Annotated in this window: 13 protein-coding genes; 5 read left to right on the top strand and 8 right to left on the bottom strand. The window is 71.6% G+C overall.

From position 1 onward, the window contains the following. Positions 1-155: 155 nt before the first annotated feature. Positions 156-920 carry a polyprenol monophosphomannose synthase gene (locus AC07BF_RS33240; RefSeq protein ID WP_363579852.1) on the bottom strand — a complete coding sequence of 255 codons (765 nt, stop codon included), beginning with the start codon at positions 918-920 and terminating at the stop codon, positions 156-158. Positions 921-1,249: 329 nt separating this feature from the next. Between AC07BF_RS33240 and manA the strand changes: the two genes are divergently transcribed. Further along, entirely contained in the window at positions 1,250-2,440 is a 1,191-nt protein-coding gene (gene manA, locus AC07BF_RS33245) for a mannose-6-phosphate isomerase, class I (RefSeq protein ID WP_363579853.1), read from the top strand. Between the two features lie 74 nt (positions 2,441-2,514). On the opposite strand, the gene AC07BF_RS33250 is transcribed toward manA, so the two are convergent. Both AC07BF_RS33250 and dnaB read right to left on the bottom strand, forming a co-directional pair. Then, positions 2,515-3,975 carry an acyltransferase family protein gene (locus tag AC07BF_RS33250; protein ID WP_478334331.1) on the bottom strand — a complete coding sequence of 487 codons (1,461 nt, stop codon included), beginning with the start codon at positions 3,973-3,975 and terminating at the stop codon, positions 2,515-2,517. 81 nt (positions 3,976-4,056) lie between these two features. Continuing rightward, a complete protein-coding gene (gene dnaB / locus AC07BF_RS33255; RefSeq protein ID WP_363579855.1) occupies positions 4,057-5,694 on the bottom strand; it encodes a replicative DNA helicase in 1,638 nt (545 codons plus the stop codon). A 452-nt stretch (positions 5,695-6,146) separates the two neighbouring features. On the opposite strand from dnaB, the gene AC07BF_RS33260 reads away from it, so the two are divergent. Beyond that, on the top strand, positions 6,147-7,487 hold the full coding sequence (locus tag AC07BF_RS33260; RefSeq protein ID WP_363579856.1) for an MATE family efflux transporter: 1,341 nt from the start codon (positions 6,147-6,149) through the stop codon (positions 7,485-7,487). 113 nt (positions 7,488-7,600) lie between these two features. Here the strand turns inward: AC07BF_RS33260 and rplI are convergent, their stop codons facing one another. The 4 genes from rplI to rpsF form a co-directional block, all read right to left on the bottom strand. Further along, entirely contained in the window at positions 7,601-8,047 is a 447-nt protein-coding gene (gene rplI, locus AC07BF_RS33265) for a 50S ribosomal protein L9 (protein WP_063348488.1), read from the bottom strand. Between the two features lie 17 nt (positions 8,048-8,064). Then, a complete protein-coding gene (rpsR, locus tag AC07BF_RS33270) occupies positions 8,065-8,301 on the bottom strand; it encodes a 30S ribosomal protein S18 (protein ID WP_030304537.1) in 237 nt (78 codons plus the stop codon). 80 nt (positions 8,302-8,381) lie between these two features. Next, complete coding sequence (locus AC07BF_RS33275; protein ID WP_363579857.1) at positions 8,382-8,999, bottom strand: single-stranded DNA-binding protein; 618 nt, start codon at positions 8,997-8,999, stop codon at positions 8,382-8,384. A 96-nt stretch (positions 9,000-9,095) separates the two neighbouring features. Continuing rightward, the gene (rpsF, locus tag AC07BF_RS33280) at positions 9,096-9,386 is read right to left on the bottom strand and encodes a 30S ribosomal protein S6 (RefSeq protein ID WP_063348486.1); all 291 of its coding nucleotides are present in this window, start codon (positions 9,384-9,386) and stop codon (positions 9,096-9,098) included. Between the two features lie 315 nt (positions 9,387-9,701). Between rpsF and AC07BF_RS33285 the strand changes: the two genes are divergently transcribed. The 3 genes from AC07BF_RS33285 (at position 9,702) to AC07BF_RS33295 (ending at position 12,345) form a co-directional block, all read left to right on the top strand. Next, positions 9,702-10,001: a hypothetical protein gene (locus AC07BF_RS33285; RefSeq protein ID WP_063348485.1), complete on the top strand. Its 300-nt coding sequence runs from the start codon at positions 9,702-9,704 to the stop codon at positions 9,999-10,001. 177 nt (positions 10,002-10,178) lie between these two features. After that, positions 10,179-11,297 (top strand): lipid II:glycine glycyltransferase FemX, encoded by a 1,119-nt coding sequence (locus AC07BF_RS33290; protein WP_063348484.1) that lies wholly within the window; start codon positions 10,179-10,181, stop codon positions 11,295-11,297. Between the two features lie 13 nt (positions 11,298-11,310). Next, positions 11,311-12,345, top strand: coding sequence for an alanine racemase (locus tag AC07BF_RS33295; RefSeq protein WP_363579858.1), 1,035 nt, complete (start codon positions 11,311-11,313; stop codon positions 12,343-12,345). 24 nt (positions 12,346-12,369) lie between these two features. Here the strand turns inward: AC07BF_RS33295 and AC07BF_RS33300 are convergent, their stop codons facing one another. Next, positions 12,370-13,947, bottom strand: coding sequence for a glycosyltransferase family 87 protein (locus tag AC07BF_RS33300; protein ID WP_363579859.1), 1,578 nt, complete (start codon positions 13,945-13,947; stop codon positions 12,370-12,372). Positions 13,948-14,143: the final 196 nt, after the last annotated feature.

The raw sequence follows: 14,143 nt of genomic DNA on the forward strand, positions 1-14,143 counted from the left end.
ACCCACCGGGGGAGACGCGCCAACCGCCTGAGTCACAACTAGAGTAAAAAGGACTGGGCCCGGGGGTGGTGTGCGGCCTGCCACGGGGAACGGCAACGGCCGGGGGCCCGTCCGTCGTGACGACGGACGGGCCCCGGGCGGTTACGTCGTGGAGGTCAGCGCTTGACCGCGCCGCGCAGGCGGGCCAGCCGGTCGGAGACGCCCCAGGCGGTCACCCGCCACAGCGCCTCGACCACGATGTTGCGGCTCATCTTGGACGCGCCCAGCTCGCGCTCGACGAAGGTGATCGGCACCTCGGCCACCTTGAACCCGGCCTTCACCGTGCGCCAGGCCAGGTCGACCTGGAAGCAGTACCCGGCCGAGGCCACCTCGTCCATGCCCAGGCCCAGCAGGGTCTCCTTGCGGAACGCCCGGTAGCCGCCGGTGACGTCCCGGATCGGCACGCCCAGCGCCAGCCGCGAGTAGGTCGAGCCACCGCGGGAGAGCAGCAGGCGCGACTTCGGCCAGTTCACCACCCGGCCGCCCGGCACCCAGCGCGAGCCCAGCACCAGGTCGGCGCCGCGCAGCGCGCCCAGCAGTCGGTCCAGCTCCTCGGGCTGGTGCGAGCCGTCCGCGTCCATCTCGACCAGGACGTCGTAGCCGTGGTCGATGCCCCAACGGAAGCCCGCGAGGTAGGCGGCGCCCAGGCCCTCCTTGCCCTTGCGGTGCATGACGTGCACGTTCGGGTCCTCGGCGGACAGCTTGTCGGCCAGTTCGCCGGTGCCGTCGGGGCTGTTGTCGTCGGCGACCAGCACGTGGGCCTCGGGGACCGCCGCCCGCACCCGGCCGACGATCCGCTCGACGTTCTCCGCCTCGTTGTAGGTCGGAATGATCACCAGGACCCTGCCGAGATCAGCAAAACTCTGCTGGTTCACGGTCACGTACAAACCTCTCGGCCGATGGCGGGGAGTGTCAGAACACCATCGCCCGCACTCTGGAACGCGGCTCCGCCGGCAGCCCGCCGACGGGGTGACCACGGTGGAAACTGCTGTGCAGGGCGGAGACTACTGCGTCCTGGCATCCTACTACCGCGCCCGGGAACCACCGGTCCGGCCAGGGCACTCCCCTCCGGTACCCGTCGTTTCCTCGCGGGCGACACCGGTCGGCTAGGGTCGATGACCTTGCCCGTGCCCGGCCCCCCGCACCGCCGGGCCCGTTGCCCCGACGATCCGGCACACCCGCCACCCAGCGAAGGAGTAGGACCGCGCGCATGGACAGGCTCATCAACACCGTCCGCCCGTACGCCTGGGGGTCGCTGACCGCCCTGCCCGAACTGCTCGGGCAGGAGCCGACCGGCGAACCGCAGGCCGAGCTGTGGATGGGCGCCCACCCCGGCGACCCGTCCCGGGCCGACCGGGGCGAGGGGCCCCGCCGGCTGGACGAGCTGATCGCGGCCGACCCCGAGGGCGAGCTCGGCGCCGCGACCGTCGCCAGGTTCGGTCCGACCCTGCCGTTCCTGTTCAAGATCCTGACCGCGGGCATCCCGCTGTCCATCCAGGCCCACCCCACGATCGCGCAGGCCCGCGCCGGGTTCGCCGCCGAGAACGCCCTCGGCGTCCCGCTGGACGCCCCCGAGCGGAGCTACCGCGACGCCAACCACAAGCCCGAGATGGTCTGCGCGCTGGGCGCCTTCGAGGGGCTCTGCGGCTTCCGGCGGCCCGCCGAGGCGGCCGGGCTGATGGCCGGGCTCGCGGTGCCCGGGCTCGGCCCGCTGATCGACCTGCTGGCCGTCGAGGACGAGGCCGAGGCGCTGCGCGGCACGCTGGCCGCCATCCTCACCATGGACGGGAAGGCCGCCGAGGAGACCGTCCGGGAGACGGCCGAGGCCCTGGCCCGCACCGACCCGGCCGGCGACTACGGGCCGTACGCCCGGATCGCCGAGGACTTCCCGGAGGACCGCGGCCTGATCGCCGCCCTGCTGCTCAACCACTTCCGGCTCCGGGCCGGCGAGGCGCTCTACCTGGACGCCGGCGTGCCGCACGCCTACCTGGCGGGTGCCTGCGTCGAACTCCAGGCCAACTCCGACAACGTGCTGCGGGCCGGCCTCACCCCCAAGCACATCGACCTGCCCGAGCTGCTGAAGGTCCTGGTCTTCGAGGCCGGCGCCCCCGAGCTGCTGCACCCCCGCCCGGTCGACGGCACCGCCGGCGAGGAGCTCTACCCCGTCCCGATCGACGAGTTCCGGCTCTCCCGCTTCGTCCTGGACGGCCGGGACCGCGAGATCGACGGCCGCGCCCCGCAGATCCTGCTCTGCACCGAGGGCACCGCCCGGCTCACCGCTGCCGACGGCAGCACCCTGGACCTCGCCCGCGGCCGGTCGGCCTTCCTCCCCGCCACCGGCACCCCCACCCGGCTGTCCGGCACCGCCACGACCCTCTTCCGCGCCACCGTCACCGTCTGACGGCGCCCGGGGGCCACGCGCCGAGGGCTCGCCTCCCCAGTGGGAGGCGAGCCCTCGGTGTGTCCGTGCGGCGGTCAGCCGACCCGTTGCCCCGGGCCGCCGGCTCCGACCTCGACCGGCACCTGTTCCTGATCCTGGCCCCCGCCCTGGCCCTTCTCCCCGGACTGAGCCGGAACAGCCCCGGCGGCCTCGCCGGTCGCGGGCACCCCGATCGACGCGGCGACCGCCGGCTGCGGGGCACCGCCCGGCCAGCGGCGCTCGACCGCCTTGGCCACCTTGCGGCCCAGCTTCTGCACGGGCAGCTCCACCAGCCGGTACATCACCCAGCTCGCCAGCATGATTACGACGAGGTACTCGGCCGTCCAGATCAGCTTGCCGCCGGTCGTCGGCGGCACCTTGGGCACGTGCAGCAGCGGCTGGATGGTGTGCACCAGCGGGACGTGCAGCAGGTAGAGCGAGAAGCTGATCCCGCCGAGCCAGGTGAGCGGCTTCGGGAAGCGGCGCTTGCGCAGCGCCATGCCGATGCCGAACGTGATCCAGGCCCCGAGGTAGGAGCCGGCCCAGGCCATCCAGCCGGCCGTCCAGGTGTTCTGCTCCATGCCGTCACGGTTGTACATCCAGGCGACGGCCACCCCCGCGACGACCACGAAGCCGCAGCACAGGATCGCCTGGAGGCGGTCGATCTGGCGGTTCTCGGCCCGGTAGATCGCGGTGCCCGCGAACATCGTCGCGAAGATCATCAGGGTCTCGAACATCGGGGCCCGGCTGTTGTTGTACATCAGCACGAAGCCCAGCAGACCGAGCGTGATCGCCCCGACCCGGGTCAGGTTCGGCCGGCCGCTCAGCACGCAGGCGAAGCCGAACAGCACGATCAGGACGGAGCCCCAGACCAGGTTGCGGGTCGAGGTGATGTCGCTGGTCAGCGTGTGGGAGGCGATGGAGGTGCCGAAGAGCAGCGCCACGCCGGCGAAGCCGACCGCGATCGGGCCGCTGCGGCGGTGCTGGCCGACCGTGAAGAGCGCGGTGACCATGTAGTAGAAGACCATCTCGTAGCTGAGGGTCCACATGACGCCCAGGCCGTTCCAGACGCCCATGAAGTCCTGCAGCATGGTCGAGTTGGCGGCCACGTAGATCAGGTCGTGATCGGTGGCGAAGAGCGCGACCGAGCCGTCGCCCTTCGGGATGATGGCCAGCGCCACCGTGATACCGATGATCACCGGCGGCCAGAGCCGGAAGATCCGTCCGATCCAGAACGCCCGCACGTCCCCGCGGCGCTCCAGCGAGGCCGGGATGATGTAACCGCTGACCAGGAAGAACAGCATGACGCCGTAGAGGCCCAGGTCCGCGTGCCACCAGATGAAGGACGCCACCCCGTCCGGCAGCATCTTCAGGACGTCGAAGTGGTGGAGCGCCACCACCAGGGCGGCCACGCCGCGAAGCGCGTCGAGCCAGCCCAGCCGACTGGCCGACCCGCCCGCCCGAGCCTGCTTGCTTCCCCCGGCCCGGCGGGCGGACAGCTGTCGTATCGTTTTCACCGCACGGACAGTAGCTCATCACACTGATGCGTTCGCCTCGGTGACGGTCGGACGAGGCCCCCCGATGCCCCCCGGCCGCTCCTAGTCCCGGGTCATGTCGACGAAGCGCGAGTAGTGGCCCTGGAAGGCCACCGTGATGGTGGCGGTGGGGCCGTTACGGTGCTTGGCGACGATCAGGTCGGCCTCACCGGCGCGCGGGGACTCCTTCTCGTAGGCGTCCTCACGGTGGAGCAGGATGACCATGTCGGCGTCCTGCTCGATCGAGCCGGACTCGCGCAGGTCGGAGACCATCGGCCGCTTGTCGGTGCGCTGCTCGGGGCCACGGTTCAGCTGGGAGAGCGCGATGACCGGGACTTCCAGCTCCTTGGCCAGCAGCTTCAGGTTTCGCGACATGTCGGAGACCTCCTGCTGGCGGTTCTCCGCCCGGCGGGAGCCGCCGGACTGCATCAGCTGGAGGTAGTCGATGACGACCAGCTTGATGTCGTTGCGCTGCTTGAGCCGGCGGCACTTGGCCCGGATCTCCATCATCGACAGGTTCGGGGAGTCGTCGATGAACAGCGGTGCCTCGCTGACGTCGGGCATCCGGCGGGCGACGCGGGTCCAGTCGTCGTCCGTCATGTTCCCGGAGCGCATGTGGTGCAGCGCGACCCGGGCCTCGGCGGACAGCAGGCGCATGGCGATCTCGTTGCGGCCCATTTCGAGCGAGAAGATCACGCTCGGCAGCTTGTTCTGGATCGAGCAGGCGCGGGCGAAGTCCAGCGCCAGCGTCGACTTGCCCATCGCGGGGCGGGCCGCGATCACGATCATCTGGCCGGGGTGGAGGCCGTTGGTGAGCGCGTCGAAGTCGGCGAAGCCGGTCGGGACGCCGGACATCTGGCCGTTGCGGGAGCCGATCGCCTCGATCTCGTCGAGGGCGCCCTCCATGATGTCGGCGAGCGGCGCGTAGTCCTCGTTGGTGCGCTGCTCGGTGACGGCGTAGATCTCCGCCTGGGCGGCGTTGACGATCTCGTCGACGTCGCCCTCGGCCGCGTAGCCCATGCCGGCGATCCGGGTGCCGGCCTCGACCAGACGGCGCAGGACGGCGCGCTCGTGGACGATCTGGGCGTAGTACTCGGCGTTGGCGGCGGTCGGGACGGAGTTGACCAGGGTGTGCAGGTAGGAGGCGCCGCCGACGCGCTGGAGCTCGCCACGCTTGGTGAGCTCGCCGGCCACGGTGATCGGGTCGGCCGGCTCGCCGCGGGCGTACAGGTCGAGGATCGCACCGTGGACCATCTCGTGCGCGGGCCGGTAGTAGTCGGCCGGCTTGAGCACCTCGACCACGTCGGCGATGGCGTCCTTGGAGAGCAGCATGCCGCCGAGGACGGACTGCTCGGCCGCGAGGTCCTGCGGGGGGACGCGCTCGAAGCCGTCCACGCCGCCCTGGCCCTCGTCGTCGCGGCGCTGCCAGCCGCCGCCACCGCTCTGCGAACCGTCGCGCTGGGAGCCGCTCCGGCCGCCCTTGCCGCCCTTCTGGAAGCCGCCCTCGCGACCGCCGCCGTCCCGGTTGCCCTCCCGGCCGCCGCCCTGGCCGGAGCGGCTGCGGGAGACCGGGAGCCGGTCGCCGGGCCCGTCGGGGAAGGACGCGTCGTCGAAGGCGCCGGCCGGGAAGGGGTCCTCGGCGGGCTGCCAGTCCTCCTCCGGCGGCGGGGCGTCGTGGTCGTCGTACTGGGGGCCGGTCACGCGTGTTCCCCGATCAGCGAGTGGTGCGAGTTGGAGCGGGCCTTGCCGGTGGCTGGGTGGAGCGGAGCCGCTCCTCTTTGTACGCCACGGCACCGACAAATCGGACGCCGGGGCGGGCGGGAGTGTCGGGCGGAGGGCCCACGCTAAGGCGCCGGGAGCCGTTCAGCCAAGGCGGTTATCCACAGGGGGTGTGGACGAGCGGCCCTGGGCTGTGGAGAAGTGCCGCAAAGCTGTGGACGCCCCTGTGGAAGGCCCTGTGGATAACCAGACCATCTGTCCACCGTCAACCTGTTGACCAGGTATTACCTCTTACCGGGCCTGTGCATGAGAAATTCTTCACACGCAGCCGGACGCCCGCGGGCGCGAAGCGGGCCGAGCGCCTCGCTCAAGAATTCGAGTAATGGCCAACTGCCACTAGCAGTCATTACCTGTGGATGAGTAGCCTGGAGCCCATGACCGCCCCTCCCGCAGCCCCGACCCCCTCCAGACGCCGGCACGACCGGGAGATCCTCGCACTGGCCGTCCCGGCCTTCGGCGCGCTGGTCGCCGAACCACTGTTCCTGATGGCCGACTCGGCGATCGTCGGCCACCTCGGCACCCCGCAGCTGGCCGGGGTCGGCGTCGCCGCCGCCGCACTGTCCACCGCGACCGGCGTGTTCGTCTTCCTCGCCTACGCCACCACCGCGGCGGTGGCCCGCCGGATCGGTGCCGGGGACCGCCGCGGCGCCGTCCAGCAGGGCGTCGACGGCATCTGGCTCGCCCTCGGCCTGGCCGTCCCGGTGGTGCTGCTCACCGTGCTGCTGGCCCCCTGGGCGGCCGACGTCCTGGGGGCCTCGGAGACCGCCGCCCCCTACGCCGTGACGTACCTGCGGATCAGCGCCCTGGGCATCCCCGCGATGCTCATGGTGATGGCCGCCACCGGCGTGCTGCGCGGCCTCCAGGACACCCGCACGCCGCTGCTGGTGGCGATCGCGGGCTTCACCGCCAACATCGGCCTGAACGCCGGCCTGGTGTACGGCGCCGGGCTCGGGGTGGCCGGCTCGGCCTGGGGCACCGTGCTCGCGCAGACCGGGATGGCCGCCGTCTACCTGGTCGTGGTGGTGCGCGGGGCGCGGCGCGAGCACGCCTCGCTGCGGCCGGACGCGGCCGGCATCCGGGCCAGTGCGAGGGCGGGCGGTCCGCTGCTGGTCCGGACGGTCAGCCTGCGCGCGGTGCTGATGATCGCCACTGCGGTGGCCGCCCGGCTGGGCGACGACCAGGTGGCCGCGCACCAGATCACCATGACGCTGTTCAGCTTCCTGGCCTTCGCCCTGGACGCCATCGCGATCGCCGGCCAGGCGATCATCGGCCGCTACCTGGGCGCCGAGGACGTCCCGGGCGCCAGGGCCGCCACCCGCCGGATGGTCGAGTGGGGCATCGGCTCGGGCGTGCTGCTGGGACTGCTGGTGGTGGCCGCCCGCCCGCTGTACGTCCCGCTGTTCACGCCCGATCCGGCGGTGCAGGGGCAGTTGGACACCGCCCTGCTGCTGCTCGCGCTCAGCCAGCCGGTCGCCGGCCTGGTCTTCGTGCTGGACGGGGTGCTGATGGGCGCCGGGGACGGCCCCTACCTGGCCTGGGCGGCGATCGCGACCCTGGCGGTGTTCACCCCGGCGGCGATCGCGGTGCCGGCCACCGGCACCGGGCTGGCCGGACTGTGGTGGGCGATGAACCTGTTCATGCTGGTCCGCGCGGCCTTCCTGGTCGGGCGGGCGCGCGGCGGCCGCTGGCTGGTCACCGGGGCCGTCCGGGGCTGACGGCGCCGGGGCCGAGGGCGCCGGCAGCGAATGCTCCAGCACCGAACGCGCCGGAACACGACCGAGGGCCGGACTCCCGGAGGAGTCCGGCCCTCAGGCCACTGCTACGGAACTCAGGCAGCGACGACGGCGACGTCGAGGTTGGCCTGGACGTCGGCGTGCAGCTTGACCGAGACCTTGTGGGTGCCCACGGTCTTGATCGGCGAGGCGATCGCGACGGCGCGCTTGTCCACGGCCGGGCCGCCGGCGGCCTTGATGGCCTCCACGACGTCGGCCTGGGTCACCGAACCGAACAGACGGCCGGCGTCGCCCGAGCGAACGGCCAGCTTGACCTGGACGCCCTCGAGCTTGCCCTTGACCTCGTTGGCGGCCTCAAGGGTCTGGATCTCGTGGATCTTGCGGGCGCGACGGATCGCGTCGACGTCCTTCTGGCCGCCCTTGGTCCAGCGGATGGCGTAGCCACGCGGAACCAGGTAGTTGCGGGCGTAGCCGTCCTTGACCTCGACGACCTCGCCGGCGGAGCCGAGACCCGGCACCTCGTGCGTGAGGATGATCTTCATTACTTGGTCACCCTCTCTTAGCGCGCGGTGCTGGTGTAGGGCAGCAGCGCCATCTCACGGCTGTTCTTCACGGCCGTGGCGACGTCACGCTGGTGCTGGGTGCAGTTGCCGGTGACCCGGCGGGCACGGATCTTGCCACGGTCGGAGATGAACTTCCGCAGCAGGTTCGTGTCCTTGTAGTCAACGTAGTTGACCTTGTCCTTGCAGAAGACGCAAACCTTCTTCTTCGGCTTGCGAGCAGGCGGCTTCGCCATTGTGTGCTCCATTTGGGGTTCACGGCCCGGCCGGCGTCCTCAGGACGCCGGCGGCCGGGCCGCACGAAATCTGTCAGCTCTTAGAACGGGGGCTCTTCCGAGAAGCCGCCACCGGACGGGGCGCCCCAGCTGCCGCCGCCCTGCTGGCCGCCGGACGGAGTGCTGGACGCCCACGGGTCGTCGGAGGGGCCGGACTGGCCGCCGCCGCCGGAGTTTCCACCCCAGCTGCCGCCGCCCTGCTGGCCGCCACCGCCGCCCCAGCCGCCCTGCTGGCCACCGGCGCCGCCCTGCTGGCCGCCGAAGCCGCCACCGGAGCCGCCGGGGCCACCGGACCGGTTGGCCCGGGTGACCTTCGCGGTCGCCGAGCGCAGGCTCGGGCCGACCTCGTCGACCTCGACCTCGAAGACCGTCCGCTTCTCGCCTTCCTTGGTCTCGTAAGACCGCTGGCGCAGTCGGCCCTGCACGATGACGCGCATGCCGCGCTGCAGCGACTCGGCCACGTTCTCCGCCGGCTGCCGCCAGACGTTGCACGTGAGGAAGAGGCTCTCGCCGTCCTTCCACTCGTTCGTCTGACGGTCGAAGGTGCGGGGGGTGGACGCGATACGGAACTTCGCGACCGCCGCACCCGACGGGGTGAAGCGCAGCTCGGGGTCGTCGACGAGATTGCCGACGAGGGTGATGACGGTCTCGCCTGCCATGGTGGTGATGACCTCTCGGGAAGATGTCCGTTCACCGCTGTTTCACGTGAAACAGCGGACGCGAGCTACCCGAGACCCGAAGGCCTCAGAGGTGGCTCAGTGGGTGTCCGGGCGCAGGACCTTGGTCCGCAGAACCGACTCGCTCAGGCCCATCTGGCGGTCGAGCTCCTTGACGACCTCAGGCGTGGCCTTCAGGTCGATGACCGAGTAGATGCCCTCGGACTGCTTGTTGATCTCGTAAGCCAGACGGCGACGACCCCAGGTGTCGACCTTCTCCACCTTGCCGCCGGCGTTCCGGACGACGGTGAGGAAGTTCTCGATCAGGGGGGAGACAGCGCGCTCCTCGACCGAGGGGTCGAGGATGACCATCACCTCGTAGTGACGCATGGGTAACCCACCTCCTTTGGACTCAACGGCCACGGTCTCTCCGTGGCAGGAGGGTTGTGCAGCGTCGGCACCGGAGCAGTGACGACACCGGCCACCGTAGCGGCCGGGTCCGACAATCGGGCCCCGCTCACCCGACGGGGTGGTCGCCCGGAAGAGGGCGCAAGGGGGCACAACTACACCAGTGCAGACGGCACAGCCTACCCGCACCCGGACGGCCGAACAAAACGCATAGGGGTTGTGAGACCGGCCCAACCGCCGCAATCTGGACGGAACGGGATTCCTGCCCGTTCGTCTCCACGCCAGGAGGTGGGACTCATGGCCCAGTCCGTCCACCGCATGCCCGCGCTCACACTGAACACCGACGGCCACCCGCACCCCCGCGAGAACGCCCTGGTGGGCCTCACCGCCGTGCTGGGCGTGATCGCCTTCACCACCTCGTTCTTCCACAACCTGCACCTGCTGACCTCGTGGACCGGTCTGTTCGGGATCATCACGGGGCTGCTCGGCATGTTCGTCTCGGTCACCACGGCCGAGCGCTTCGTGCTGATGATCACGCTCGGCGCCTCCGCCATCGGCTTCTACCTCGGCATCGCCCGGGGCGGCCTCTGGGGCTGAGCCGCCCCGGTCGCACCGTTCCGGAACCCTCGGCGCCCCCGTGGCGTATCTGCAAGGAGACAGGTACGCGACGGGGGCGCCGTCGCGCCCGCAGCGGCGGGCGCCCGGGCCCCGGACGATAGGGTCAGCCCGAGAACCTGGGCCCACCGCAGCCCGACCGACGAGGAGCACCGAGCAATGAGCCTGCGCCTGAGGACGATCACCCGCGAGGAGCACCTCGCCTTCATCAGGAGCCGCGCCTCGGCCAGCCACATGCAGGTGCCGTCGTGGGGCGACGTGAAGGCCGAGTGGCGTTCGGAGTCGATCGGCTGGTTCGACGAGGCCAACCAGCTCGTCGGCGCCGGCCTGGTGCTCTACCGGCAGCTGCCCAAGCTCAAGCGCTACCTCGCCTACCTGCCCGAGGGCCCGGTCATCGACTGGTTCGACCGGGACCTCGACCGCTGGCTCTCCCCGATGCTCGCCCACCTCAAGTCGCAGGGCGCGTTCTCGGTCAAGATGGGCCCGCCGATCGTCATCCGCCGCTGGAACGCCCCCACCATCAAGGAGGCCATCGCCGGCAAGCAGGCCAAGCGCCTGCGCGACGTCGAGGCCGACTGGTACGAGGCGCGCGCCTTCGAGGTGGCCGACCGGCTGCGCAAGGCCGGCTGGCTGCAGGGCGAGGACGGCGGCGCCGGCTTCGGCGACGTCCAGCCGCGCTACGTGTTCCAGGTGCCGCTGGCCAACCGCTCGCTGGACGACATCCACAAGAACTTCAACCAGCTCTGGCGCCGCAACATCAAGAAGGCCGAGAAGAGCGGCGTCGAGGTGTACCAGGGCGGCTACGACGAGCTGCCGATCTTCCACCAGCTCTACCTGGTGACCGCCGAGCGCGACAAGTTCACCCCGCGCCCGCTGTCCTACTTCCAGCGGATGTGGAAGGCCCTCACCGCCGAGGACCAGAACCGGATGCGGCTCTACATCGCCTACCACGACGGCGAGCCGCTGGCCGCGACCACGATGCTGGTGGTCGGCGAGCACGTCTGGTACTCCTACGGCGCCTCGGCCAACCACAAGCGCGAGGTCAAGCCGTCCAACGCGATCCAGTGGCGGATGATGCGCGACTCCTACGCGCTCGGCGGCGGCGTCTACGACCTGCGCGGCATCAGCGACACCCTGGACGAGAACGACCACCTGTTCGGCCTGATCCAGTTCAAGGTCGGCACCGGCGGCCAGGCCGCCGAGTACCTCGGCGAGTGGGACTTCCCGCTCAACAAGCTGCTGCACAAGGCCCTCGACCTCTACATGTCCCGCCGCTGAGGAGGCTGACCCGATGACGCTGTCGCTCTACCTCGACACCGAACGCTGGCGCACCCACCAGCGCTCCGTCCTCGCCGAGTTCCCCGGCCTGGTGCCGGTCGCCAAGGGGAACGGCTACGGCCTGGGCAACCACCGGCTGGCCGAGGAGGCGACGCTGCTGGGCACCGGTGTGCTGGCCGTCGGCACCGCGTACGAGGCGGCCGACGCCGCCGAGTGGTACGGCGGCGAGCTGCTGGTGCTCACCCCGTACCGGGTCGGCGAGGAGGTCCTGCCGCTGCCGCACGCCCGGGTGATCCGGACGGTGGCGAACCTGGACGCGCTGCGGGCGCTGCGCGGCGCCCGGGTGGTGGTGGAGTGCATGACCTCCATGCGCCGCCACGGGGTGAGCGCCGCCGACCTCACGGCCGTCGCCGCCGAGCTGGACGGCGTCGCCTTCGAGGGCCTGGCGCTGCACCTGCCGATGGACCGGCCGGACGGCTCCAGCCCGACCGAGGAGGTCGTCCACTGGGTGGACACCGCCCGGGCGGCCGGGGTGCCGGTGCACACCGTGTACGTCAGCCACCTCGGCGCGGCCGGCATGGAGCAGCTGGCCCAGCGCTACCCGGACATCGTCTTCCGGGCCCGGATCGGCACCCGGCTCTGGCTGGGCGACCACGGTGCGCTGGAGGTCCGGGCCACGGTGCTGGACGTCACCCCGGTGAAGAAGGGCGACCGCTACGGCTACCGCCAGCACCCGGCGCCGGCCGACGGCCACATCGTGGTGGTGGCCGGCGGCACCGCGCACGGCATCGGCCTGGAGGCGCCCAAGTACGTGCAGACCATGGCCTCCCGGGCCAAGGGCATCGCCCGGGCCGGCCTGGCGACCGTCAACAAGACCAAGTCGCCGTTCCACTGGGCCGGCAAGCAGCTCTGGTTCGCCGAGCCGCCGCACATGCAGGTCTCACTACTGTTCCTGGACGGCGAGACCAAGCCCCCCGCGATCGGCGAGGAGCTCGGCCTCCAGGTCCGGCACACCACCACGCACTTCGACCGCGTGGTGGACCGCTAGAGCGACCGAAGCGCCCGTGAGCGCCTACGCCTTCTCGGCCGGTTCCGGCAGTCCTGGCTCGTCCAGCCACTGCTCGGAGCCGGCCGGCGCGTATCCGGCGTAGCTCTCCTCCTCGCGCAGCGTCCGGGCGGTGCCGAGCACGAACACGTCCGGGGCCCGGTCGAGCACCCCGCCCGACGGGTCGTCGCTGCCGTCCCAGCGCACCGGGTCGCGGTCCGGCTGCAGGGCGTCGCGGACCACCATGACCACCAGGTAGAGCGTGCCCAGCAGGTGCAGCACGACCGCGAAGTGGTACCAGGCCTCGCCGATCCCGTGCTGCTTGGGCCCGGTGACGAAGCCCAGGTGGGACCAGATGCCCAGGGTGTACAGCACCTCGCAGGCCTGCCAGATCAGGAAGTCCCGCCAGCGCGGCCGGGCCAGCACCGCGAGCGGCAGCAGCCAGAGCGCGTACTGCGGCGAGTACACCTTGTTGACCAGCACGAACAGGGCGACCACCAGGAAGGCCAGCTGCGCGAAGCGCGGGCGGCGGGGCGCCGAGAAGCCGAGCCACGCTATGGCCAGGCAGCCGAGGACCATCAGCACACCGATGTAGAGGTCGAGGTCGGCCAGCCCCGTGCCCCGGCTCTGCATCAGGATCAGCCAGAACGAGCCGTAGTCCTCGGCGCGGTGCTTGCTGAACACGTAGAAGGTCGACCAGCCCTGCCAGTTGGCCGCCATGATCGGCAGGTTGACCAGCAGCCAGGAGCCGGCCGCGCCGGCCAGCATCACCCGGAACTCGCGCCACTTCCCGGCCCGCCAGCAGAGCACCAGCAGCGGGCCGATCAGCAGCACCGGGTAGAGCTTGGCCGCGGTGGCCAGGCCGATGAAGACACCCGCCCAGCCGGGCCGGGAGCCGGACCACCAGGCCATCGCCACGGCGGCCAGCGCGACCGCGAGGAGGTCCCAGTTGACCGTGCCGTTCAGCAGCAGGACGGGCGCGAGCGCGAACAGCAGGGCGTCCCAGGGGCGGCGGCGGTGGGTGCGCGAGAGCGCCACCACGGCGACCACCGCGCAGGCCATCAGCAGCCCCGCGTTGATCGCCCAGAACCACCGCTCCTGGTCCTGCGCGGTGCCGGCGCCGGGCGTCAGCCAGGCCGCGACCTGCATGAACAGGCCGGTCAGCACCGGGTATTCGAGGTACTGCAGATCCCCCGAGGTGCCCGGGACGCGGTCCACGTACGGGTGCAGCCCGGCCGAGAAGCCGCGGCCGGAGAACAGGTGCGGGATGTCGCTGTAGCAGGCGTGGATGTACTGCGGCGAACCCGGCTGGAACCAGGCCTGGTTGTAGCAGGGCGCCTTCTGCACCATGCCGAGCACCGAGATCACGATCACCGCCAGCGCCAGGAAGCGCGCCGGGATCCACCAGGAGACGCCCAGCAGCGCCCGGCGGCCGGGCGGGCCGCCGATCACCTCGCTGCCGGCCGCCGCCACCGGGTCCTCGTCGGCCGGGACGACCACGGTGTTGACCGGCGGCGCGGCCGTGGCGACGGCCGGCCCGACCGGTCCTGCGGCGTCGCCGGGCCCGGCCGGCCCTGCGGATTCGTCACGATCGCTCGACGTCATGCCGGACATCCTGCCGCACCGGCCCCACCGGGACGAGGAGGACCCCGCAACGGGCCCGGCCTCCGTCGCCCGGCGGCACGGCGAATCATGACGAAACGGCGGTGGGGGGGGGGGGGGGGGGGGGGGGGGGGGGGGGGGGGGGGTGGGGTGGGGGGGGGGGGGGGGGGGGGGGGGGAGGGGGGGGGATGGGGGAAGG

The sequence above is a fragment of the Kitasatospora sp. NPDC043950 genome (assembly GCF_056435345.1).